Source organism: uncultured Halovibrio sp., assembly GCF_913056445.1.
Classification (GTDB): Bacteria; Pseudomonadota; Gammaproteobacteria; order Pseudomonadales; family Oleiphilaceae; genus Halospina; species Halospina utahensis_B.
This window is the reverse complement of record NZ_CAJXMA010000025.1, coordinates 1-23,788: the sequence shown is the minus strand read 5'-3', so window position 1 is coordinate 23,788 and position 23,788 is coordinate 1. Positions and strand designations below refer to the sequence as shown.

General features: G+C 58.5%; 21 protein-coding genes and 1 pseudogene. 10 read left to right on the top strand and 12 right to left on the bottom strand.

Annotated elements, in window-relative coordinates:
- Positions 1-168: 168 nt before the first annotated feature.
- Positions 169-1,176, top strand: a complete 1,008-nt coding sequence (locus tag QZ501_RS07090) for an NAD(P)-dependent alcohol dehydrogenase (RefSeq protein WP_295718334.1) — start codon at positions 169-171, stop codon at positions 1,174-1,176.
- Between the two features lie 256 nt (positions 1,177-1,432).
- Here QZ501_RS07090 and QZ501_RS07085 read toward each other — a convergent pair whose 3' ends face one another.
- Positions 1,433-2,101: a PEP-CTERM sorting domain-containing protein gene (locus QZ501_RS07085; protein WP_295718331.1), complete on the bottom strand. Its 669-nt coding sequence runs from the start codon at positions 2,099-2,101 to the stop codon at positions 1,433-1,435.
- Between the two features lie 417 nt (positions 2,102-2,518).
- Between QZ501_RS07085 and QZ501_RS07080 the strand changes: the two genes are divergently transcribed.
- The 3 genes from QZ501_RS07080 (at position 2,519) to QZ501_RS07070 (ending at position 3,908) form a co-directional block, all read left to right on the top strand.
- The gene (locus QZ501_RS07080; protein WP_151439167.1) at positions 2,519-2,782 is read left to right on the top strand and encodes an SHOCT domain-containing protein; all 264 of its coding nucleotides are present in this window, start codon (positions 2,519-2,521) and stop codon (positions 2,780-2,782) included.
- Positions 2,783-2,823: 41 nt separating this feature from the next.
- Positions 2,824-3,222, top strand: a complete 399-nt coding sequence (locus QZ501_RS07075) for a hypothetical protein (protein WP_295718328.1) — start codon at positions 2,824-2,826, stop codon at positions 3,220-3,222.
- A 485-nt stretch (positions 3,223-3,707) separates the two neighbouring features.
- Positions 3,708-3,908 (top strand): hypothetical protein, encoded by a 201-nt coding sequence (locus tag QZ501_RS07070; RefSeq protein WP_237416594.1) that lies wholly within the window; start codon positions 3,708-3,710, stop codon positions 3,906-3,908.
- Here the strand turns inward: QZ501_RS07070 and QZ501_RS07065 are convergent.
- The 5 genes and pseudogenes from QZ501_RS07065 to QZ501_RS07045 all read right to left on the bottom strand — a co-directional run bounded on the left by QZ501_RS07065 (position 3,853) and on the right by QZ501_RS07045 (position 9,378).
- Complete coding sequence (locus QZ501_RS07065) at positions 3,853-4,707, bottom strand: M90 family metallopeptidase (protein ID WP_151439169.1); 855 nt, start codon at positions 4,705-4,707, stop codon at positions 3,853-3,855. The two genes, QZ501_RS07070 and QZ501_RS07065, sit on opposite strands and share 56 nt — an antisense overlap.
- Positions 4,701-5,645 carry a carbamate kinase gene (arcC, locus tag QZ501_RS07060; protein WP_151439170.1) on the bottom strand — a complete coding sequence of 315 codons (945 nt, stop codon included), beginning with the start codon at positions 5,643-5,645 and terminating at the stop codon, positions 4,701-4,703. Before arcC ends, QZ501_RS07065 begins: the two co-directional genes overlap by 7 nt.
- 15 nt (positions 5,646-5,660) lie before the next feature.
- Positions 5,661-6,662: an ornithine carbamoyltransferase gene (gene argF, locus QZ501_RS07055; protein WP_295718323.1), complete on the bottom strand. Its 1,002-nt coding sequence runs from the start codon at positions 6,660-6,662 to the stop codon at positions 5,661-5,663.
- Positions 6,663-6,680: 18 nt separating this feature from the next.
- Positions 6,681-7,910, bottom strand: a complete 1,230-nt coding sequence (locus QZ501_RS07050) for an arginine deiminase (protein WP_295718321.1) — start codon at positions 7,908-7,910, stop codon at positions 6,681-6,683.
- A gap of 23 nt (positions 7,911-7,933) precedes the next feature.
- A pseudogene (locus tag QZ501_RS07045) lies at positions 7,934-9,378 on the bottom strand (YfcC family protein).
- A gap of 161 nt (positions 9,379-9,539) precedes the next feature.
- Here QZ501_RS07045 and QZ501_RS07040 point away from each other — a divergent pair.
- Entirely contained in the window at positions 9,540-10,460 is a 921-nt protein-coding gene (locus tag QZ501_RS07040) for a DMT family transporter (RefSeq protein WP_151439174.1), read from the top strand.
- On the opposite strand, the gene QZ501_RS07035 is transcribed toward QZ501_RS07040, so the two are convergent.
- Positions 10,461-11,201 carry a siderophore-interacting protein gene (locus tag QZ501_RS07035; protein WP_295718318.1) on the bottom strand — a complete coding sequence of 247 codons (741 nt, stop codon included), beginning with the start codon at positions 11,199-11,201 and terminating at the stop codon, positions 10,461-10,463.
- 362 nt (positions 11,202-11,563) lie between these two features.
- On the opposite strand from QZ501_RS07035, the gene QZ501_RS07030 reads away from it, so the two are divergent.
- Positions 11,564-12,610 carry a 3-deoxy-7-phosphoheptulonate synthase gene (locus QZ501_RS07030; protein ID WP_160899476.1) on the top strand — a complete coding sequence of 349 codons (1,047 nt, stop codon included), beginning with the start codon at positions 11,564-11,566 and terminating at the stop codon, positions 12,608-12,610.
- 97 nt (positions 12,611-12,707) lie between these two features.
- Positions 12,708-14,300 (top strand): BCCT family transporter, encoded by a 1,593-nt coding sequence (locus QZ501_RS07025; RefSeq protein WP_295718316.1) that lies wholly within the window; start codon positions 12,708-12,710, stop codon positions 14,298-14,300.
- A 57-nt stretch (positions 14,301-14,357) separates the two neighbouring features.
- Here QZ501_RS07025 and QZ501_RS07020 read toward each other — a convergent pair whose 3' ends face one another.
- Entirely contained in the window at positions 14,358-15,503 is a 1,146-nt protein-coding gene (locus QZ501_RS07020; protein ID WP_295718314.1) for a fatty acid desaturase, read from the bottom strand.
- A 657-nt stretch (positions 15,504-16,160) separates the two neighbouring features.
- On the opposite strand from QZ501_RS07020, the gene QZ501_RS07015 reads away from it, so the two are divergent.
- Complete coding sequence (locus QZ501_RS07015) at positions 16,161-17,189, top strand: diguanylate cyclase (protein ID WP_160899354.1); 1,029 nt, start codon at positions 16,161-16,163, stop codon at positions 17,187-17,189.
- 17 nt (positions 17,190-17,206) lie between these two features.
- Here QZ501_RS07015 and QZ501_RS07010 read toward each other — a convergent pair whose 3' ends face one another.
- The 4 genes from QZ501_RS07010 to glpK form a co-directional block, all read right to left on the bottom strand.
- Positions 17,207-17,611 (bottom strand): DUF2721 domain-containing protein, encoded by a 405-nt coding sequence (locus QZ501_RS07010; RefSeq protein ID WP_160899353.1) that lies wholly within the window; start codon positions 17,609-17,611, stop codon positions 17,207-17,209.
- A 110-nt stretch (positions 17,612-17,721) separates the two neighbouring features.
- Complete coding sequence (locus QZ501_RS07005) at positions 17,722-19,356, bottom strand: NADP-dependent glyceraldehyde-3-phosphate dehydrogenase (protein ID WP_160899352.1); 1,635 nt, start codon at positions 19,354-19,356, stop codon at positions 17,722-17,724.
- A 20-nt stretch (positions 19,357-19,376) separates the two neighbouring features.
- Positions 19,377-20,171, bottom strand: coding sequence for a triose-phosphate isomerase (gene tpiA / locus QZ501_RS07000; RefSeq protein ID WP_160899351.1), 795 nt, complete (start codon positions 20,169-20,171; stop codon positions 19,377-19,379).
- A gap of 294 nt (positions 20,172-20,465) precedes the next feature.
- Positions 20,466-21,938 (bottom strand): glycerol kinase GlpK, encoded by a 1,473-nt coding sequence (glpK, locus tag QZ501_RS06995; protein ID WP_295718353.1) that lies wholly within the window; start codon positions 21,936-21,938, stop codon positions 20,466-20,468.
- A gap of 214 nt (positions 21,939-22,152) precedes the next feature.
- Between glpK and QZ501_RS06990 the strand changes: the two genes are divergently transcribed.
- Both QZ501_RS06990 and glpD read left to right on the top strand, forming a co-directional pair.
- A complete protein-coding gene (locus QZ501_RS06990; protein ID WP_160899350.1) occupies positions 22,153-22,911 on the top strand; it encodes a DeoR/GlpR family transcriptional regulator in 759 nt (252 codons plus the stop codon).
- Between the two features lie 174 nt (positions 22,912-23,085).
- On the top strand, positions 23,086-23,788 hold a 703-nt coding region (gene glpD, locus QZ501_RS06985), incomplete at its 3' end, for a glycerol-3-phosphate dehydrogenase (RefSeq protein WP_295718310.1).

Below are 23,788 nucleotides of genomic sequence, written 5' to 3'. Positions count from 1 at the left end.
CAGTTCCGCTTTTCAAGGAACTTTGAAAAGCTAACCGAAATCGGGAACGCAATGGCCTGTGCGGCCAATCACGGTGTGGAATTTCCGGCGTGTCTTGACGCCAATGCAGTGACGCCCAATGATGAACCTCGTCATCCCAAAACCCGCAACGGAACAGGAGTGCACCTCATGAAACAGGTCACCGTCACCAGCCCTGGTGGGCTCGATAACCTCAAGGTCGCCGACCAGGCCGAACCCGGTCAGCCCGGCCCCGGCGAAATCCGCGTGCGGGTGCACGCCAACTCCCTCAACTTCCACGACTACCTGGTTGCCAATGGCGGCATCCCGACCGAAGATGGCCGCATCCCCATGTCCGACGGCGCCGGCGTGGTGGAAGCCGTGGGCGAGGGCGTTGAGGAATTCGCTGTGGGCGACAACGTCGTCTCCACCTTCTTCCCGCCCTGGCTCGATGGCGAACCCCAGGAAGGCAACTTCACCAATGTGCCCGGCGACGGCCTCGACGGCTACGCCCGCGAACAGGTGGTGCGGGCCGCGACCGCCTTCACCCGCGCTCCGGAAGGCTACAGCCACGCCGAAGCCGCCACGCTGACCACCGCTGGCCTCACCGCCTGGCGCGCGCTGACCGTGGACAACCACATCAAGGCTGGCGACACCATCCTCGTGCTCGGCACCGGTGGCGTCTCGATCTTCGCGCTGCAGTTTGCCCGTGCGATGGGTGCCAACGTCATCGCCACCTCGTCCTCCAACGAGAAGCTGGAACGCCTCAGCAAGATGGGTGCCCAGCACACCATCAACTACAAGGAAGACCCCAAGTGGGGCAAAACGGTCAAGAAGCTCACCAACGGCCACGGCGTGGACCAGGTGATTGAAGTTGGCGGCCCCGGCACCGTGGCGCAGTCCATCGAGGCCATCCGCGTGGGCGGGCTCATCTCACTGATCGGCGTACTCACCGGCAGCGGGGGCGAAGTCCCCACCGCCAAGCTCATGGCCAAGCAGGCACGCCTCCAGGGCCTGCTCGTGGGCAGCCGCCGCCACCAGATGGACATGGTCCGCGCCCTCGAAACCACCGGTATCAAGCCCGTGATCGACAGCAGCTTCAAGCTGGAGGAGATCGCGGACGCGTTCCGGCATGAGGAAGCGGGTAAGCACTTCGGGAAGATCTGTCTGGAATACTGATCCAGAAACCCGCCTTCCGCGCCGCAGTCTGGCTGCGGCGCTGCTTCCTTTCGAATTTCCCTCCTGAATTTCCAAACACCTGCCTTGTGCGACGTGATGCTTAAAAGCGGTATTACGGAGTGGCGGCCTGTGGTGGTCCTGCTAGGGCGAGAGGATAGGTGTGCGTGTTATGAGGCGTTCTGTACATTACCCAGGCACAAGGATGTTAAGGGCTGTAAATCCCCGAGCGAGTCGGGGATCCCTTCTTCAGAATATGTCAGTTGGATTTCTTACGGCGAAGGACTCCCATTCCAAGTAGACCAAGACTTAGCAGCGCCATTGTGCCTGGTTCAGGAACGGAAGCACTGGGAGGAACGTCGTCTGGCTCGTCCTGATTGCCGAATATTTGTGTCCTTAATTCAACACTTCCGCTTGACCCAAAATCAGGCGATGCAAACCCGGATAAATTCTGATTTAAGACCAATGATTGGATGCCATTCTCTTCTTTTCCATTGGGACCAAAAATGTAAGGAAAAGTAAATCTTTCTCCTGAAGTAAAGCCCAACCCATATGTGGTATCTGTCTCAAGGAATAGAGACAGTGTTTCTGATTGTTTAAAGCTCATTCCGTCGTCTGAGAAGGATTTCGCCCCTTGGTACAGTAGGGTTCCACTGTTTGAATTCGGGCCTTGGTTAATATCATAGACAAAGAAATTGACCGAGGCATCGTTGTCAAGATCAAACTCAAAAGCGAAACTCTTCATTTCGGTTCTTGTATTCAATTCAAAAAACGAGATTATTCCACTCTCTGCACCAGAAGTAATTGTGTCTCCAGGCTCACTGCTGTCACTCTCAAAAAGAAGGGTAGACATCGCTATGCCAGGTAATGCTGACAGAACCGCTATTGTCAGAAAGGCCTTTACTGTTGGTTTTATAGAAAAAAACATGGTTCTTCTCCGTCCGTGTTGTTTTCGATGACTTCATTGGAAAAATTGCAATTAATGATCCGATATAGGGTTTTTTTCAGGAAAACAGTCGGGTATCTAGGCTCCCTATGTTGCTGCCAGTCCTACATGTAAAAAATACTGACGAAAACGCGCCCTTTCCGACGGATTTCACACTTGTCTCCGCCGCTGACGGCTCGCTGCAGGCGAAGACGGATGAAGCCTCCTGGTTCGATTATCTTGGGCGGACCTTTAATCAGTTGATTTGGTGGGGGCAGGCCGAGAAAGAGCACCGGACCAGAGTCGATCCGCATAAGATGGCGTGCGACTTCAAACGGGATCCGTCAGAACGGAACACCCCCTAGCGCACCTGCTACGCTGGGAGTGCCATAATGGCGGGAATGAATAAGGAGAACACTGATGGGGCCTGAACATTTCTGGTGGGGTGGATGGGGCATGTTTCCCATGATCATGCCGATCACCATGCTCATCATCGCTTTGATCATGATCTACCTGCTCTTCGGCAGAGGGGGGCCTCGATCCCCGGGATGGGAGAATGATGAGAGACGGTCCCCGCGTTCCCGGGAGTCCGAATCGGCGATCGAGATTCTCAAGAAACGATACGCTCGAGGAGAGATCAGCCGGGAAGACTTCGAGCAGATGAGGAAAGACCTTGAGGACTAGCATGGGCTGGTTTGTCGGGGAGTGAACGCAGGGAGTGAGGAATGAAGGTCGATCAGGAGGTACTGGCGAGTGCCGAGCGGGAAGGGATTCTGGGGCCGGGGCAGGCCGAGAGACTCTGGGGTTTCCTGGCCGAGGGGCAGGCGGCGGCTGGTGAGAGGCCCCAGTTCCGGGCTGCACACCTGCTGTACTATTTCGGCGGCCTGTTGGCGATTGGCGCCGCCTCTCTGTTTCTCAATGCTGCCTGGAATCAATTCGGGCCCTGGATGGGCGCGGCGCTGGCGATTGGGTACGCGATCGGGTGCTGGCATGTGGCCGCCTGGCTGCTTGAACAACGCCGGCTGGCGATCTGGCGCGGGCGCTGCAAGCAAGGGGGGCGGGTAACCCGCCGGGGGCGTTGTCCTAACGCAAACCAGGAAAGGAAAGAATCGCCAGAACAATGACGACGGCACCGACGAGATAGGCAATATGGTTCACGGTAGCGTCTCCTCTCCACCGATCGGAAATCGGGATGCGCCGCCTTCCATGCGGCGGTCGATGCAACGTCCTGTTCAGGCGCATCCTTTGCCTCATCTGGAGCGAGAATGGGCGTTGCCAGTTGCTCAGTCTGTTCGCTGGCGCACTGAGCTGTAAAAAGAACGGCGATTGGCTCTACCCATGTCATGGGATCGTGTCGTTTGATGGGATACCTGGGATCAGCAGAAGGGAGCAGGGAGGGCACTTTTCCAGGCGGGCGTTAGTGCATTGCGGGAAGACGGCTATGGGTCAATGTGCCTCTGGGTATTGCCTCAGAATGCGGCCTGCAGGTTCTATGAGATGATGGGTGGGGTTCAGGTAAGAACACGCACGATCGCGATTGGGGGGCAGAGTTATGAGGAGATCGGGTACGAATGGACGGATCTCCTGGAAAAACAATAGACTCAAGGACTTGGAATCCATCCCTGATGTGCGTGACGGCCTGACGTACACGGAACGGATCATCCTGTATGTGCTGCAGGAGACCCAGCATGAGGTGAACGGGCGCAACGTGCCGACCGCAATGCTCTATGGCCGGGTGGTGGAATACGTCAATCTCACCGAGGCGGAGCTTCACGATTACCTGAACCGGCTGGGTGTTCAGTCAGATTGAGTGGGTCGAACCGGAAGTACCCGCCCAGTGTCTTATAGACCTCCGGTTGCTGCTCTTTGAGATGGCTGGGCCTCTGAAAGAAGGTTTCCGTCAGCACGGCAAAGAATTCCGCCGGTTCGGTTGCCCCATAAGGGTCGAGCCAGGGTTTCCGGTGATGGTGGAGGGAGTCGCGCAGGTGTTCGTAGGCGCGGGTCATGGTTTCCTGCCAGTGCCGCGCCTGTTCGCCGCTCAGGGGTGGCGCGCCGTCGGCGGTGCCGTCCAGATAATCCAGCTGGTGGGCGAACTCGTGCAGGATCACGTTGTGCGCGCCGTGTGGGTGGATTGCGCCTTCCTCGCAATCGGTCCACGCCAGGACCACCTGGCCCAGGCTGGAGGCTTCCCCGGCACGAATCTCGTTGCTTTCGCTGACCACCATGCCGTCGCTTTCCATGTCCCTGACGCGGTAACGGTCGGGGTAGACCAGGATGCTGTTGATCCCGTCAAAATCCGAGAAGTTCCGGGCAATGATCAGCAGGCAGGCGTGCCCGGCAATGGTGAGGCGTACAGTGTCGTCCACCTCAAATCCGTCGCAGCCATAGAAGGGTTTTTCCGCCAGGAACAGCTGTACGTGCTGTTCGAGCTGGCGTTTGAGCTGGGCGGGCAGCCGGCGGTATAGCGGTACCCGGGTTTTCAGTGTTTTCCGCCAGTGTTCCGGGAAGGGGTGCTGGAGCTGCCTGTTGCGCCACCAGCTGCGATAGAAGAACAGGTAGAAGATGAGTGCGCCAATCAGCGCCAGGGCGCAGAGCAGGTAGATCAGCATGGGTGGGAGTCCGCTACCTCCTGGTTCAGGGAGTGGATGCTGATGCGGGTGCCCGCCTGGCGATCCAGAATCGCCTCTGCGTCTTCCAGCCGGCCGATACCACTGAGGCCGCCGCTTCCAGCAAAATCGCAGGCTGCAGCGAGCTTGGGGCCCATGGAGCCGGCGGGCAGGTCCAGCTGGCGGGCTTCGTCCAGGGTCAGTTCGTGGATGGGGGCGGCGGTATCCTTGCCGAAATCCCGGTAGATGGCGTCCACATCGGTGAGCAGAAGCAGGGCATCGGCCCCCAGCTGGCGGGCCAGCAGGGCGCTGGCGGCATCCTTGTCGATCACGGCTTCAACGCCAATCATGCTGCCGTCATCCCGGCGCAGGATGGGAATGCCGCCACCCCCAGCGCAGATGACCACCACGCCCTGTTTCAGCAACAGCTCGAGCACCCGGGTGTCCGGGATCTCGAGGGGGCTGGGGGAGGGGACGACCCGCCGCCACTTGTCGCCGTCCTGGGCGATCTGCCAGCCAGCCGCCTCGGCGCGGGTCTCTGCTTCTTTCCTGTCGTACACGGGTCCCACGAATTTCGTGGGGTTCTGGAAGGCCGGGTCGTTCCTGTCCACCAGTACCTGGGTCAGCAGCGTGGCCACGGCCCGGTCGTGGCCCAGGGCATTCTCCAGCTCCTGTTCGATGATGTAGCCGATCATGCCTTCCGTTTCGGCGCCGAGTACATCCAGGGGGTAAGCCTCATCCGGTCTGTAGGCGGCGCCCTGAAGTGCCAGAAGTCCTACCTGCGGACCGTTGCCGTGGGTGATGACCAGCTGGTGGCCGGCGCGGACGATGCCGGCGAGTGATTCAGCGGCAACCTTAACGTTGGCCCGCTGGGCCTGGGCTGTCAGGGGTTCGCCGCGCCGCAGCAGGGCGTTGCCTCCGAGGGCTGCTACCACAAGCATGTCAGGCTCCCCTGTTCAGGTTCCAAGAGTGGCGACGAGCACCGCCTTGATGGTGTGCATCCGGTTTTCCGCCTGGTCGAACACGATGGAGGCGGGGCTCTCAAAAACCGCTTCAGTCACCTCCATGGCATCAATGCCGAACTCGCTCTGTATGTCCTTCCCAACGGTGGTTTCGGTATTGTGGAAGGCGGGCAGGCAGTGCATGAACCTTGCCCGGGGGTTGCCGGTTTTCTCCATCAGGGCGGCGTTCACCTGGTAGGGCATCAGAAGCTTGATCCGCTCCGCCCATTTCTCCTTCGGCTCCCCCATGGAGACCCATACGTCCGTGTAGACGAAATCCACGCCCGCCACGGCGGCGTCAACATCCTCGGTGATCATGATCCTGGCACCGGTATCACCGGCAATACTCCGGGCCTCGGACTGGACGGCCTCCCCGGGCCAGCAGGCCTGGGGGGCACAGAGCCGGACATCCATGCCCATTTTGGCAGCGCCGATCAGCAGGCTGTCGCCCATGTTGTTGGCGGCATCCCCGATGAATACGAACGCCACCTCCCGCAACGGCTTCTCCACATTCTCCTGCATGGTCAGGAAATCCGCCAGGATCTGGGTTGGGTGGAATTCATTGGTCAGGCCATTGTAGACGGGCACTCCGGCATACTGGGCCAGTTGCTCAACAACCTCCTGCCCGAAGCCCCGGTATTCGATGGCGTCATAAACCCGGCCCAGAACCCGGGCGGTGTCCTTTACGGACTCCTTGTGGCCGATGTGGGTACCCGTCGGCCCCAGGTAGGTGACGCGGGCGCCCTGATCAAAGGCCGCGACCTCAAAGCCCACACGGGTCCGGGTGGAGTTTTTCTCAAAGATCAGGGCAATGTCCTTGCCCTGTAACCGGGGCACCTCGGTGCCGGCGTATTTGGCGGTTTTGAGATCGGCGGACAGTTTGAGCAGAAAACTGATCTCCCGGGGGCTGAAGTCCCGCAGGGTCAGGAAATGCCGGTTCTTGAGATTGAAAGCCATGATTCTGTTCCTTCTCGGTCAGACGGGGTCGCGTAGGGTCGGGCAGCTCATGCAGCGCCCGCCGCCCCTGCCTCGCCCCAGCTCCGCCCCGGGGATGGCGAGGACCTCGATGCCGGCGGCCTGGAGCGCGGCATTGGTGTCGTCGTTGCGGTCGTAGCCAATGACCACGCCCGGGCTGAGGGCCAGCACGTTATTGCCGTCGTTCCACTGTTCCCGCTCGCGTTCGGCCGGGCTGTCACCGCCGGTGGGGATCACCTCCAGGGAGCGGTAACCCATTGCGTCCGCGACCACATCAAACAGTGGCCGTGGGTCCTGGTGAAACGACAGGTGTTTGCCGTTACTGCCGGGGCGCAGCTCATAACAGACCATTTCATCAGCGACTTCCTTGAAGCTGGTCACCACGTTGCCGCCACAGAAGGTGAACACCGTATCCAGGTGCATGGCGGAGCGGCTCCTGGGAATTTGGCAGGCAATCACGCGTTCCGCTGCTCCGCTGTCGAACAGGGCTTTGGAGAGTTGGCCGATGGCCTGCGGTGAGGACCGTTCCCCCATGCCCACCAGGACAACGCCATTGCCGACCGGCATGACGTCACCGCCTTCCAGGCTCGCCAGGGCATGGTCCTTGAGCGGATCCCCCCAGTGCACATTGACCTTGCCCGCGAATGCCGGGTGATACTGGTAGATCGCGCTCATCAACAGGGTTTCCGGTTTGCGCGCTGCCCAGTACATGGGGTTCAGGGTGACCCCGTTATAGATCCAGGCGCTGTTATCCCGGGTGAACAGGAAGTTGGGCAGCGGTGGCAGCACGAATCCGTGGCGCCCAAGGTGGTTACCAAAGAGCCCGGAAGGGTCGAAAGGAAGGTCGCCGACTTCCAGTCCGCCAATCAGGAATTCCGCCAGGGGCCGGCCCGGGAGTTCGTCCATCCACGCGCGCAGGTCGGACACCATGCCCACCCCGATATGGTTCCAGGTGATCCGGTGGTCCAGGATCCAGGCCCGTGCCTCGGGGATTTCGAGGGTTTCGGCCAGCAGTTCATTGACGTCCAGCACCTCCACGCCGCGGTCGCGCATGACCCCGGTAAAGACATCGTGGTCTTTCTGGGCCTGCTTGACCCAGAAGACGTCGTCAAACAGCAATGCATCGCAGTTGGAAGGGGTCAGCCGCCGGTGCGCCAGCCCGGGGCGGCAGACAATCACCTGCCTCAGCGTGCCGGTTTCAGAGTGAACCCCGAGAGTGTTTTCCGCCATCTCGCATGCTCCCTTGCCTTGGATTACACAAGCGCGCCGATACTGATCACGGCGGTGATGAACACCGTCAGTATCAGCAGCAGCGGCCATATGAATGCCAACCAGCGGTCGTAGGAGACGCGGCCTATGGCCAGGCCGCCAACCACCACCGCAAACGTTGGGTTGATCAGGTTTACCAGGCCGTTGGCGGACTGGTAAGCCGTCACCACCAGATCCCGTCCCACGCCGGCAAAGTCCGCCAGCGGTGCGAGGATGGGCATGGAAAGCACAGCCAGGCCGGACGAGGACGGTACAAAGAAGCTCATGCCCACTTCGATCCAGAACATCAGGTTGATGAAGGCCAGTTGCGGCAGCCCACCCAGCGTTGTCTCCGCACTGTGCAGGATGGTGTCCGCGATCATGCCCTGCTCCATGATCACCACGATACCGCGGGCCAGCCCAACCACCAGGGCGACACCCAGCAGGTCCCGTGCGCCGTCAACAAAACTGCTGGTGAGCTTTTTCTCGCCCAGCCGGGCGACGATGCCGATGACGATGGCGGAGCCAAAGAAAAGCGAGCCCATCCTGGCCATCCACCAGTCCTGGGTGGAAACCCCCCAGATCATCACAATGAACGTAAGCGCGAAAATGGCCAGGGCAATCTGCTGGGTGCGTGTGAGTTCAAAATCCTCCAGCTCATCATGGCCCTGGAGGAAAAGCTTGCGGTGGGCGTCTTTCTGCCTGGCAACCACAGAGCGGGATGGGTCGGCCTTAACCCGCCGGGCATACCGCATGACGTACGCGGCACAGATGATGAGGCCACCGACCAGCAGCACGAACCGCAGTACGATGCCGTCAGTAAAGGGAATATTGGCGGCGTTGGAGGCGATGACCGTGGCAAAGGGATTGATGGTCGATCCCAGCACGCCGATGCCGGCGCCGATGAGAATCACCGCGACTCCGGTGACGGCGTCATAGCCTGCCGAGATCATTACCGGGATCAGGATGGCGTAGAACGCCAGGGTTTCCTCGGCCATGCCGTAGGTGGTTCCCCCAGCGCGAACAGCGTCATGAGTATGGGTATCATCCAGATCTCATGGCCTTCCAGATGGTGCATGGCGCTTCGGATGCCCGTGTCGATTGCACCGGTGGCGTTCATTACACCCAGGAAGCCGCCGAGAAAGAGCACGAACAGGGCTACGTCGATGGCGTTGGCGGCATAGCTGTCGGGGTCGTAGAAGCCCGCCGTGGGCGCGAGCATCACATCGACAAAACCCTGGGGATTGGGTTCAACGGTTTCGTAAGTGCCTGGTACTGCTACTTCACGCCCGATCTCTTCATTCATGGCGCGCTCATACTGGCCCGCGGGAATGATCCAGGTGAGTGCGGCAATCAGGATGATGAGGAGAAACAGAATGGTATAGGCGGTCGGGAATCGCGTTGAGAGGTCATCTTCAGGGTTCGATGAGGGGGGCAGTTCATCAGTCATCTGGCGCCTCCTGTCCTTTGCGGCTTGCTGATGTAGATCCTCATCCCGAGTATGAACTTCCTGGGGCCACGGTAAAGTGATGATTGTCAACTCGACACAAGATCGACATCACCCCATAATCCGCTTCTTTTATGTCCACTTCCCTGTAGTCAGGAGTTCCAATGGCAGGCGCAACGGCTCTCGTGATGCTCGCTTCCCTGTGCTGGGGGCTGTCCGGCGGTATCGGCGGTATCCTTATGGCGGACGGCTGGGATGCGTTCGTGGTCTCGTTCTACCGGGGGGCGATTGGTCTTGTATTCGTCCTGGGCTGGCTGGCGATCCGCCCTGGCAACAGCGGACTGGCCAATCGCAAGCTGTGGTTCTGGTCAGCCATTGCCGGGCTGGGCGTGGCCGGCAACTTTTCGTTCTACTTCCTGAGCATCTCCGAGGGCAGTGTCGCGGTGGCCGCGACGCTGATGTACTGCGCGCCGGTGTTTGTCTACCTTCTGTCTTTCGCGCTTAAGCTGGAAAGCCCAACGCCGCTCAAATGGGCGGCCATCGTGATGGTGATGGTGGGGATTGTGCTGCTCACCCGCATCTATGACGTCAACGCGGGCGGTGTTACGGCGCTTGGCGTTGGCGCGGGGCTGCTGGCAGGGCTCTCCTATGCCATCTTCATATTCGGCTTCAAATACGCCGCGCCCCATGGCACCCCGCAGGCCATTCTCACCATCGCCTTCACGGCCCTGGTGATCATCCTTGGCGCCTTCGGGGATTCCAGCGAAATCGCCATTGCCCTGAGCACGCCGGACTGGCCCCTGTTCGTCACGCTGGGAATTCTGGGCGCGGGGCTGTCGTTCATCTTCTACATCATCGGCCTGAATCACACGGCCCCCGCCGTCGCCTCCATTGTAGCCATGGTTGAGCCGGTCACGGCCTCACTGTTCGGCGTGGTTGTCCTGGAGGAAACGCTGGTTGCGCTGCAGATTGTGGGGATGGCTCTGATCCTGGCTACGGTGACGGCGTTGAGTGTCTTTTCCGGACCCCCGGCGGCGGCGCTGCCAGAGCCCGAGGGCGGAGAAGATGGAGAGCAGGCCGATTAATCAGGCTTCCGGGTCAAGCTTCTTGGCCCGCTTCATCCCTTCGTCAGTATCACCCATCTTCCAGTAGCAGCTGCAGTACATGGCGTGCTTGTCGATGCCGCTTTCGTCCCGGAAGTAGCGGCGCATGCTGCGCATGGTGCTGAATTCGCCCGCGAACCAGGGATAGGGGGTGCCGGGCAGCCAGGGAAGGGCACGTACCCGTTCGTTCAGCAGGGCGTTAGGGCGCTCAGTGTCCGGATTCACGAGCCACCTCAGCTCGACACCCTCGGGGTGGTCGATGGCCTGTCTGTCGGCCTCGGAAAGCACCTCGATGAGAGCGTAGCCCAGCGCATTCTTCGGGAGGCGTTCAAGGTTGACGGCCAGCGCCGGTAGGGCGCTCATGTCGCTGGCCAATAGGAACCAGTCGGCGTCAGGGGCGGCCAGTTTCGGCTCACCCGGGCCACGGATGGTGATGGGGTCGCCGGGGCGCGCTCGGCTCGCCCAGGCGGAGGCGGGGCCGCCGTCGCCGTGGTCCACGAAATCCAGCATCAGTTCCTGCTGTGCCGCATCGAAGGCGCGGATGGTGTAGGAGCGCAGGGTTGGTTTGCCGCCTTCCTCTGCCGGGTCAAAAAGCAGCTTAACGTAGCCGCCCTCCTGGTCTGCCGGGAACCCCGCCAGTTCCGGCCCCTGCAGCACGATGCGGCGCATGTTCGGGGTGAGGCGGTTGTTGCTGAGTACTTCAAGATCGTATTCGGCTGGCATTGGCCTCTCTGACAGTCGGGCATTTGGGTCTGAGCTGAGATATTCCCATCTTCCCGGCTTTTCGAAAAGGCCTGGTGTTGCAACGCTGGCTGGGTGCGTTATGATCCCGGTTATGAAGACATTAACCGCAGCATACACGTCCATGACCCTGAAGTCTGCCGGTGTTCCGGCTGGCTCGATGGCTGCTGTGTATTTCCAGTGGTTTGGTTTTGGCTATTTCTATAGCCATACGCCGGGCCACGTCTGACACCTCACACCCCAGGAGGCGGCCCGGCAGAAAGCCAGGCTGCCACCGGAAGAAAAACCCCGACTGGCAGCCGCCGTCGGGGTTTTTTTATGGGAGATCAATTATGGCTACAGCAATGACGGACTCACAGACGACCAGTGAACAACCACAGCCCGTGCATGATTCCGCAGCGCTCCAGAGCCTGCCAACACCAGCGGAACTCAAGCAGCAATTACCTTGTCCGGACGAACTGCAGAAGCAGGTGGAACAGCACCGGGAGGCGGTCCGCGCCATTCTCAGGGGCGAAGACGAGCGCCTGCTGGTGGTCGTGGGGCCCTGCTCCGTGCATGACGAAGTAGCGGCACTTGAGTATGGCGAACGACTCGCGGAACTCGCCGCGACCCTTCAGGATCGCTGTCTCATCGTCATGCGGGCATACCTCGAGAAGCCCCGCACCACCGTGGGCTGGAAAGGGCTGCTGTACGACCCTGAGCGCACGGGAGAAGGGGATCTGGCCCAGGGACTGGTCCGAAGCCGGCGCCTGCTTCTGAATCTGGCGCAGCTGGGGCTGCCGCTGGCGACCGAAGCCCTCCATCCAATGGCCGCGGATTATCTGTCGGATCTGGTGAGCTGGACGGCTGTCGGGGCGCGGACCACGGAGTCACAGCTCCATCGCGAGATGGCAAGCCAGCTGCCCATGCCGGTGGGCTTCAAGAACGGTACCGATGGCAGTCATGGGATGGCGCTCAATGCCATGCGGTCTGCGGCTTCTTCCCATTACCGGTTGGGCACGGACCTTCACGGCCGGCCGGCCATGATGCAGACACCGGGCAACCCGGATACGCATCTGGTACTGCGCGGTGGTCGTGGCGTTACCAATTACGACCAGACCAGTATCGCGACCGCCCAGGAAGAGTTGCGGGAGAGTGGGCTCAACCCCTCTTTGATGGTGGATTGCAGCCATGACAATGCCTGCAAGGAGCACCAGCGCCAGACCGGGATTGCCCGCGAACTGCTGCACCAGCGCCAGGCGGGCAATCACCGGATTGTCGGTATCATGCTCGAGAGCTTCCTGGTGGATGGCAAGCAGAAGGATGAAGGCGAGCTGACCTACGGCCAGTCCATTACGGACCCCTGTCTGGGATGGGATGAGACGGCGCATCTGTTGATGCAGATGGCCTGAAGGGCTCTGAATCTCTATCATACGCGCGACATGATGATCGCGCAGGGTAACGAGGGCATTCGTTACCGTTATCGGGATACCGGATGGGGTTCAGAGTATGGGCGCACTCAGGACAGGCCTGACGCAGGCGTGGGATCGTTTTACCCAGAAGATGTCACCGCCGGTCTTCATTGGCTCGGCGCTCTGCGTCATTGGCTTCTGTATTTTCGGTGGCCTTTTTACCGCTACGGCGAGTGACGCGTTCTCAAGCGCGCAACAGACGATTTCCCGGACTTTTGGATGGTATTACGCGCTGATTGTCACCGTGTTCGTGGGGTTCGCGTTCTGGCTGATGGTCAGTCCCTACGGCCGACTGCGGTTGGGACCGCCGGATTCACGGCCTGAGTTCCGCTATCACGCCTGGTTTGCCATGCTGTTCAGTGCCGGCATGGGAACAGGTCTGGTGTTCTGGGGGGTGGCCGAGCCCCTCTATCACCATGCCGATCCGCTGTTTGCCGAGGGCGGCTCACCTGAGGCAGCGAAGGAGGCCATGCGCTACACCTTCTTTCACTGGGGGCTGCATCCCTGGGCCATCTACATCCTGTTCGGCGCCTCCATTGCCTATTTCCATTTCCGCCATGATCTTCCGCTCGCACCCAGATCCATTCTGCATCCGCTGATCGGTCGTCATATCTGGGGGCCGATCGGCCACGGTGTGGACATTCTCTGCACGGTGGGGACCCTGCTGGGGGTTTCCACATCCCTGGGGCTGGGCGCGATGCAGATCAACAGTGGCCTTGCCCAGTACATGGACATTCCGCTCCAGACCAACGTGCAGGTAGGGATCATCGCCCTGATCACACTGGTGGCCACTATCTCTGTCGTGTCCGGTATCAAGGCTGGGATACGGCGACTGAGCCTCATCAACCTGGCACTGGCGTTCGGCCTTATGGTGTTCGTTTTCCTTGCCGGGCAGACGATCTATATCCTGGAGACATTGGTGGGAACGTTGGGCATCTACATCCAGCAGTTGCCTGAAATGAGTCTCTGGGTGGAGTACACCAGCAACACCGACTGGCAGGCAACCTGGACCATGTTCTACTGGGGCTGGTGGATTTCCTGGTCACCGTTTGTAGGGGTTTTTGTGGCCCGTATTTCCCGGGGGCGCACCCTGCGTGAGTTTGTTCTTTCGGTGATGCTGGTCCCGACGCTGGTCACGTTCGTCTGGTTGTCAGTTTTTGGTGGTTCAGCACTGCACATCGAGCTTTTCGGCAACGGGGGGCTAAGCGCGATCGTTCAGAATGATGTGTCGCTGTCGCTGCACGCACTGCTGGAAGCGCTGCCACTGGCGGGTGTGACCATGATGTGGGCCACCCTGGTGATCGTGATTTTCTTCATCACCTCTTCGGATTCAGGGTCGCTGGTCGATGACATGGTCACTTCCGGAGGCCACCCGAATCCGCCGCGTGCGCAGCGTGTTTTCTGGGCCGTGTCCGAGGGCACGGTTGCGGCCATACTTCTGATCGTTGGGGGATTGACGGCGATCCAGGACGCTTCCATATCCCTTGGTTTCTTCATGTCCTTCCTCCTGTTGGCGATTTGCCTGAGCTTTTACAAGGCGCTGCGGTCCGAGCGTCACATGACCCAGGGCGCCAGCCAGGAGGCGTTCAGAATACTGCCCTGGGCCAAAAAGCAGCCCGTACCGGAATAGGGCTGATCCTCAATCGGGGAGCGCACAGTGATTATACTGGGTGGGTTATGCACTTCGTCAGGTATATGGCTCCGAAACGGTCATATTCCCGTCCAGCCCCTGTGTGACCCGCTCTACCGAGGTGATCCGCTGGTGATGCCGGTCCCAGAGGTTGTTGCGAAGTGCCTTCGGCACGTCGCGCAGTGAAATCCGGGTGACGTCCTCAAACAGGTGCGCGTAGGCCTGGTGACATTCAGCCAGCTGGTAGTTGGGAATCGAGGCGGACAGGTGATGGACGTGGTGATAGGCAATATCCGCCGTAAACCAGTTCAGCCACGCGGGCAGTACCAGAAAGCTGGTGCCCTCTATCGCCGCCCGGTTGTAATCCCAGTGTTCCTCGTCAGCTGCCCATGAATCCTCGAAGTTATGCTGCACGGTGAACAGAATGATGCCTCCCGCACCGGCCAGGGAGAGGCTGATCAGGTAGATCGTGAAGAACAGGATCGGGCCGATGGCCAGACTCATGAGCACCCAGATCGTCAGCAACACCAGGTTGTTGGCCGTCATGTGCTGGTAGTCTTTCCACGTTTTCCAGTAACGCGGCTGAAAGTCATCCGCAATCGAGCGCAGCGACCGGGAAGGTGCACGCAACTTATGCCTGGCGACAAACACCAGTAGCGCCAGGCTGCCCTTGATCCAGGTGAAGCGGGGATTAAAGGTCAGGTAGAGGAAACCGCCGACCGGCGCCATGGTGATGTGACGCAGCACCCGGTAGCGGATCTGCTGTGCCGGGGTCAGTTCGTTGAACTCCTCAATGGAAAGCGTCGCCAGCGGTCCCCGGTAGCGGTCCCAGTTGCCGTTGGTGGCATGGTGGAACGCGTGGTTCTTCGACCAGACGTACTGCGGCATACCGCAAAGCACACCCAGAAAAAAGCCGGCTGCGCGATTATAGGAGTTCTTGGCGAACAGGGCGTTGTGCCCGCAGTCGTGCATCAGCACGAACACCCTCAGGAGGAAGAGGCACAGTACCGCGATGCAGACGGCTGTCAGGCCCCATGCGGCCAGAGCATTCTCCAGCGAGGCGCTTTCAATCGCCAGGTACCAGACCAGTGCGAAGGGGATCAGTGTCGTGGCAATCTGGCGGCATGCAATGGCGTTATTCTTTTTGGCAAAGCGGGCGGTGATCTCTTTTTTCTGGTCAGCGGATAGCCCGGAATCGGTCATAACGTCCACTTCTATTTATTATTCTAAGTGTCCCTGTGACTGGACGGGTAGCCTTGCTATGTTCCGTGGAGGCCCGTTTTTTTCAGCAATGCACTGGTCGGGGAAACCCGATCAGACGGTGTGACGCTACCATGGGCTGCTTTAAAAATGTCAATTGCCGTATTTTTCAAAGTGTGTCCTGTCATGATCTGTATCGTCTCTATGGTGGAAGGGCTTCGATATGGAAGTGAGTCCTGCCTACATGGGGATGAGGACGCTGATGGGTTCAATGTGACTATCACCATCGGTGTCAGTGAATTTTCGGAGTTATGACAGTCACTATGGATAGGTCCTTCGGCGCGCCGATTAGGCCCCGTATCAAGGCAAAGAATCCGCTCGAAATCGGATTGTCTGCTACCCGTCGTTTAACACCGATTCCGGGTAAAAATGCCCCCCCTGGAGTCGAGGGATCCACAGTCCGGAATGGTGTAAACCGAACAGCTTTGGTCCACCAGATTCCCGCAGTCCCCATCTTCGCTTTAACGCGTTTCCCTGCAAACGCATTCTTTGTTTTCAAAGGTTTTCATTTGTTTACGGAATTGGCTGGAATCGTTTTCGATTGCGAACTAACCTGATCATCAATTACTCAACGACCACTTTGCAGAGAAGGTCAGGCCTATGTCTGTCAGGGAAGCGCGCCCGCAATTCTGGCAGGTTCTCAAACGAAGCTGTCAGATTGCGGGATCGGTTGACGTTGGGTTCTTTTTTATTTTCCACCTCCTGGGCTCTCCTATCCTGGCCTGGGTCAATGTGGTCAGTGTTGCCATGTACGCAGTGGCTTACCGGGCGATAGGCAGGAAGCAGAATGGTCTGGCCATCTGGCTGATCTGGCTGGAAGTCATAATCCACGCAGGCCTCGGCACCGTTCTCATCGGGTGGGACAGCGGCTTTCACTATTACGTGCTGATGTTTATTCCGGCCGTGTTCGTCAGTATGAGGTTGCGCGAAGCCGTCGTGGCGTTGGTTGGGCTGTGGAGCTATCACGTTGCGCTGTACATTTGGATGTGGTCTACAGAGCCACTCCAACCCATCGCGCCTGACGCCCTTCTTGGGGTTTATCTATTCAACCTGAGCGTCGTGTTCGCCATGTTCAGTTACCTATCTTTCTTCTATCTCAACATAGTAACCGAGGCGAGCAGGAAGCTGCGTCGAATCGCGACCACGGATTCGTTAACAGGCCTCCTTAACCGTCGACATATGACCCATCTTTTGGAGAGGGAGCTGGCCCGCTTTCGACGACAAGGTCACCCGGTGTCTTTTCTCCTGTTCGATATTGATTATTTTAAGGAGATTAATGACGAGCACGGTCACGAAACCGGTGATAGGGTTCTGGAAGATGTCGCCGCAATTATCAAGGATCAATTGCGTACCCAGGACCTGATTGCCCGGTGGGGTGGGGAAGAATTCCTGGTTGTACTTCCGGACAGCGAGTTACAGAGTGCCCGGGCGATTGCGGAGAGGGTCCGGGAGGCGCTGATGGCGCGTGAATGGCAGGGATCCAATGGGCAACCAATCGCTGTTACCACCAGTGCTGGCGTCAGCGCATTCTCCCGGGACGACGACCGGAATTCGGCCATCAGCAGGGCGGATCGCGCGCTCTATCGTGGCAAGGAACTTGGACGCAACCGGGTAGAGCTGGAAACCTAGCCAGTGCTCCCCGTCTTTCAGATCAGTCTCGATTTGTGTTTTCGCTCGAAATCTTCCAGTTCCACGTTGATAGCATTGTTGGAAATCACGATTTCCCAGAACGAAAAAAGAAGCGACAGTGACAGCAGAATCAGGCTGCTGCCGAAGCTGACCGTCCCGACCGTCTCCCAGCCCAGAAACAGTGCGAACATGGATAGTGTGCAGATCAGGAAGCTCAGGACCCCTGTAGCCTGCATGCGCTTGGTGAGAAGGATGCGCTGGCGCAGCATGCCCAGCTGACGGGCAATCAGCGGGTAGTCGTCCTGCGTTTTCATGTGCTTGAGCTGGCGGATCAGTTGTGCCAGTACCAGGAACCGATTGGTGTACGCCAGCAGGAGTAGCGAGATGGCGGGGAAAAGCAGGGCGGGAGTGGAGACTGTCAAACCACTAGACTCCCAGGCGTTGGCGCGGCCATTGGCAGAAGGCAGTTAGCAGGGCCGGAGAATTCCCGGGAAATCTCCGGCCCCCGCAATGAGCGCTTCAGGACTGGCTGCTAGAAAATGTAATCCGTCGTCAGCACGCCAGAACGACGTTCCCTCACGATGCTGTTGACCAGATTGCGGTTGCCTTCGGTTGACTTGGTTGCGACCGTCGTCCGGATGGAAAAAACGCGGAGCGCGTCCGACACAGACAGGGTGCCTTCGGCTGAATCCTTGCGTCCGTTGAACGGCAGAGTGTCCGGCCCTCTCTGACATTGGCCGTTGATGTTGATCCTGCCAACCTGGTTTGCCAGCACATCGATCAACGGACCCATGGTGTCCGCATTCTGGCCAAACAGGCTCAACTGCTGACCAAAGTTGGACTCGCGAACCTGTTCGATCACCTCGTTTTCATTGCGAAAGACACTGATCGGAATGACGGGGCCGAACTGTTCCTCTGAACAGGCTCTCATATCTGACGTTGCAGGATACAGAACGGCAGGGTGGAAATAGGTACCGTAAACCTGTGCGCCGCCATCGTTCACCACGCGCGCGCCTTTTGCCTGGGCGTCCTCAACGAGTGCAGTAAGGTAGTCGGTTTTACCAGGCTCGGGGAGTGGTGTCAGCTTGGTTGTTGGCTCCCAGGGCATGCCCGGCATGAGCTTATTGACCTCGTCCACCACTTTTCCGGCAAACGCCTCGGCCACGGACTCATGAACGTGCAGGAGCTTGAGGGCGGTGCAGCGCTGGCCGTTGAACGATAACGCGCCGGCCACGCATTCCTGTGCCGCGAGATCCAGGTCCGCGTCCGCCAGGACAATGCCGGGGTTCTTGGCGTCAAGCCCCAGGGCGGCCTTCAGGCGGTTGGGCTTCGGGTGCATCTGTTTCAGTGCCGCCGCGCCCTGGTGCGTACCGATGAAGGCGAACATATCAATATCGCCACTTTCCATCAGCGGCGGAATGGTGTCCCGTCCATTCCCGAAAATAATGTTGATCACGCCGGGCGGGAAACAGTTCTGGAAAGCCTCAAGCAATGGGCCAACCAGAAGTACGCCGTACTTGGCCGGCTTGAATATCACCGTGTTACCCATAATGAGGGCAGGGATCAAGGTGGTGAAAGTTTCGTTCAGCGGGTAATTGTAGGGGCCCATGCACAGGGCAACACCGACCGGCAGCCGGCGCGTCTGTGCTATGACGCCACCAACCAGTTCGAACCTGGAGGAGCGGCGGTCCAGGGCCTTAAGCTCATCAATGGTATTGCTGATGTAATCACAGGTTCGGTCAAACTCCTTGCAGGAATCCGTTTCCGTTTTTCCAATCTCCCACATGAGAAGTTCAACCACTTCGTCCCGATGCACCTGCATCTCGTGAAGGAAGCGTTCCACATGCTCGATCCGTTCACTGACTGATAGAGTCGGCCAGACGCCGCTGCCCTGGGCGTAAGCCTGCTTCGCGGCGGACAACGCCTTGAGTGACGCCTCGTGATCCATCAGGGGGGTCCTGCCCATGCACAGAGGCTGCGGATGAGACGGCTGCCCTTTCTCAACGCATATCGGGCTTAGTACATCGGCGTAAGCGCCCTCCCATTTTTCCAGCTTACCGTTGATCAGGGTGTGCGTGATGGAAGCGCTCTGTTCGTTCTTGAACTTAGCGGGAATACTCGCTTCATCCGGGAAGAAGTGGTTATCGAGTTTATAGCTGGCGGACATACATTACTCCTTCGATTGTTTTATTCGCTGACGAGGGTATCTACCGTCTCTGCCAGTGATTCAGAAATTTGAATGAATTCGTCAGCCTTTAATGAGGCGCCCCCAATCAGGCCCCCGTTAACTTCGGCGAGGTTGAAGATCTCTGCCGCGTTGCTTGAGTTGACGCTGCCCCCGTAAACAATACGCAGTCGCTGACTGGGATCCTCTTTTCTGGAGGGTGCGCAGGAGGACAGGAAAGTCCGGATCGCCTGGTGGACGCTTTCGATCTGCAAGGCCTGTGCGACCTCACCCGTGCCAATGGCCCAGACTGGCTCGTAAGCAACAACCCCCTGTTCGAACCCGGCAAGACCGACCCGGTCAATAACGGCCTGCAGCTGTTGCTCAATGACCTGTCTGGTCTGCCCAGCCTCGCGCTCCTCGAAGGTTTCGCCAACGCAGAGAACCGGCATCATCCCGGCGTTCTGCACGGCTTCAAACTTTGCGGCGACCGCCGTACTGGACTCTGCGTACTTAAGGCGACGTTCAGAATGGCCGACCAGCGCATACCGGCATTTCAGTTCACTGAGCATAGAGGCACTGACCTCGCCGGTGTGAGCGCCTGATGCATGCTCCGACACAGTCTGGGCCCCCGTAACAATGCCTGTGCAGGCGAGCGCATCGCAGACCTGAAACAGGTAGGGGGATGGTGGACAGACGGCGATATCGATATGTTTCTGAAGCTGTTGCAGCTTTGGAATGAGCCGGTGAAGCAACTCCTGATTGAGTTGCAGACTGCCGTTCATTTTCCAATTGCCGATAAGGAGTGGTTTTGTCATTGTCGTTCTCCTGGCTCTGCTCGTTCAGGTGCACAACGCGCAAGGCACTGCTCGCACGCTGGGGTAATTCGAGCGGGTGGCAAGGTGACATCAATCGCTATATCACCTAAATTTTCGTTTTAGTAGTCTATAACGAAAATAAAAGAAAAAAAAGGAGCGTCTTAGAACATTTTATGATTTGAAAACGAAATCTCATCCCTGCACGTATCGCGTGCTGGCGCAAAAGTGGCGAGAGAGGATCGAAGCGGCGGAGCGACAGAACGCCGCTCCCCGGGAAGCGGTTGCCGGAACGTGTCAGAGCTTTTGGACGGCGCGGAGCCAACCGCCATAAAGGCGGTCTCTTTTGTCTTTGGTCATCACCGGTTCGAAGGTGCGATCGCAACGCCACAGTTTCGAGAGTTCGTCCAGCGAGCTGTACACGCCCGCTTGCAGTCCGGCGAGATAGGCGGCGCCAAGAGCCGTGGTTTCGATCATGTCGGGGCGATCGACCCGTGCACCAAGAATATCTGCCAGGAACTGTAGCACCCAGTTGTTGACCACCATGCCGCCATCAACGCGCAGAGTGACGGGCCGGATGCCGTCCTTTTCCATCGTCTTCTGGAGGTCTTTGGTTTGATAGCACACCGACTGCAGGCCGGCCGTCACAATTTCCTTGATGCCGGTATCCCGAGTCAGGCCCAGAATCGCGCCGCGTGCGTTCGGATCCCAGTGAGGTGCACCAAGACCGGTAAACGCTGGCACCAGGTAGACGCCATGATCCACCGGTGTGCCTTCGGCCAGTGGTTCCGTTTCGCAGGCGTCCCGGATCAGTCTTAAACCATCTCTCAGCCACTGAATGGTTGCGCCCGCAATGAAGATGCTGCCTTCAAGCGCGTAGGTTGGCTCACCATTGATGCGGTACGCCACTGTGGTGAGCAGGCGGTTCTGGGACTGCAGGGCCTCATCCCCGGTGTTGAGCATCAGGAAGCATCCGGTGCCATAGGTACTTTTGGCCATCCCTGACTCGAAGCATGTCTGCCCGACCATTGCTGCCTGTTGATCACCTGCAACGCCCATGATGTGAGTGCCGTTTAACGATTCAAGGCCGGTGATGACCCCGAAATGATCCGCGGAATCCATGACTTCGGGCAACAGGGATTCGGGGATCTCGAACAGCTTGAGTAGTTCCGGGTCCCATTGCTGGGTATGGATATTGAACAGCATGGTCCTGCTGGCATTGGAGGCATCCGTGCGATGCTCCCGGCCGCCAGTCAGGCGCCATAGCAGGAAGGTATCAATCGTGCCAAAAGCGAGTTCGCCACACTCCGCCCGCTCGCGGGCGTCGCTCACGTTATCGAGGATCCAGGAGATCTTGGATGCTGAGAAATAGGGGTCGAGGAGAAGCCCGGTCCTGTTGGCCACCCAGGGTTCCAGGTTGTCGGCTTTCAATGATTCGCAGTAGGAGGCCGTCCTACGATCCTGCCAGACAATTGCGTTATAGAGGCACTCGCCGGTCTCGCGATCCCAGACGACGGTGGTTTCACGCTGGTTGGTAATGCCGGCCGCAACGACGTCATTGGGGTGGACCTTCTCGCCGGTCATCAGGTCGTCAAGGGTGCTTATCACCGTTTTCCAGATGGCCTCGGGATCGTGCTCGACCCAACCGCTTGCCGGATAATGCTGGGGAAATTCCTGCTGACGTGTTGCGACGATTTCGCCCTTGAGGTTGAACAGGATGGCCCGGGAGCTGGTGGTGCCCTGGTCTATGGAGAGTAGATACTGGCTCATGATGTAGGCGCTCCATTTGCTTTGTTGTTTGTTCGCATTTTTGCGTTTTTCAGTAAAAATGCCAATCATTTTTTCGAAAACGTACACTCTAATTACCCTGGAGCGCCGCAGGTGGCTGAAAAAGATCGCCACCACCGGTAGACTGGCGTGATCTGAATGCCGAGCATAGACTCCGTTACGACAGAATCGAACATCAATGACAGAGGTGGTCTGAATGGCTCAACGTCGCCGTCAGGAATTGATCATGGAGCTGATCCGTAAGAATGGGTTTGTAACCACGGAGCAGCTTGTGGAGCAGTTCAATGTGACACCGCAAACCATCCGCAGGGATCTTAATGAGCTCGCGAAAAAGAATACCCTGAGACGGCATCATGGTGGTGCGGGTATCGACTCAAGCACCGTCAATACGTCCTATCAGACGCGTAAAATTCTGGACCTGGAAGCCAAGGAGCGCATTGCGGAGGCGCTTGTTGAGCTCATTCCTGATAATTCGTCGATCTTCATCAACATCGGAACCACCACTGAGACCATCGCCAAGGCGCTTCTCAGAAAAAATAACCTTCAGATCGTCACCAACAACCTGCATGTCGCCTCGATTCTCTCAGCGAGAGAGGATTGCCATGTCATCATCGCAGGTGGCGAGGTTCGTAATCGCGACGGCGGGATCGTCGGTGAGGCCACGCGGGACTTTATAAACCAGTTCAAGATGGATTTCGGGATCATTGGCATCAGCGGCATCGACGGTGACGGTTCGCTGCTTGATTTCGATTACCGTGAGGTCCGCGTGGCACAGGCAATCATCGCGAACTCGGCGCAGGTGCTGCTGGCAGCGGACCATTCAAAGTTCGGTCGGAACGCGATGGTCCGACTCGGGAACGTAACGCAGGCCGACTACCTCTTTACGGATCAGGAGCCACCTGCCGAGCTTCGACAGCTTCTTAGCGAGAACGACGTTGACCTGCGCGTGGTGTGACATCCTTTTCTGTCGAATTCTGAAAGTTGGGTTGTAGCTCACGGTTTCGTTTTTTCGAAATTTTTCCTTTACGAATAAAAAAAGCTTTCGCATACTGCCGTATACCGTACCCGAGAATCGGAAAGGGATCATGACCCTCAGTATCCCTTTGAACTGCGTCAGGAGAAAGCGATAATGATCACAGACCATGAGAAGTTTGACGTTGTTGTCGTCGGCGGTGGCGTCAATGGTGCTGGCATTGCCATGGACGCAGCCGGCAGGGGCCTGCGTGTGTTGTTATGTGAAATGAATGATCTGGCATCTGCGACGTCATCGAACAGCAGCAAGCTGATCCATGGTGGGCTTCGGTATCTTGAGCACTATGAATTCCGGCTTGTCAAGGAGGCGCTGGGAGAGCGGGAGTCACTGCTTCGCAATGCGCCGCACATCATGTGGCCATTGCGCTTTCACCTTCCGCACCGCTCCCATCTGCGTCCGGCATGGCTGATCCGGTCTGGGTTGTTCCTTTACGATCATCTGGCCAAACGCGAAATGCTGCCGGGGTCGCGTTCGATCAGGTTCGGGAGCTCAGATCCCCTTAAGCCAGACATTGTGAAGGGCTTCGAATATTCTGATGGTTGGGCCGACGACGCACGCCTCGTGGTACTAGCCGCCAAGAAAGCCGAGCAGCATGGCGCCAAGATCATGACCCGCACCAAATGCGTCCAGGCGGACCGTGGCGAGCGCGAGTGGCAGGTCACGCTGCGTGACAGGTGCAGTGACGACGAATGGGTGATCTCAAGCAAGGTGATCATCAACGCCGCGGGGCCCTGGGTGAGCAGTCTTTTCGGGGATTCACTGGGTATGAGGGCGCCGAAAACGATCCGGATGGTTAAAG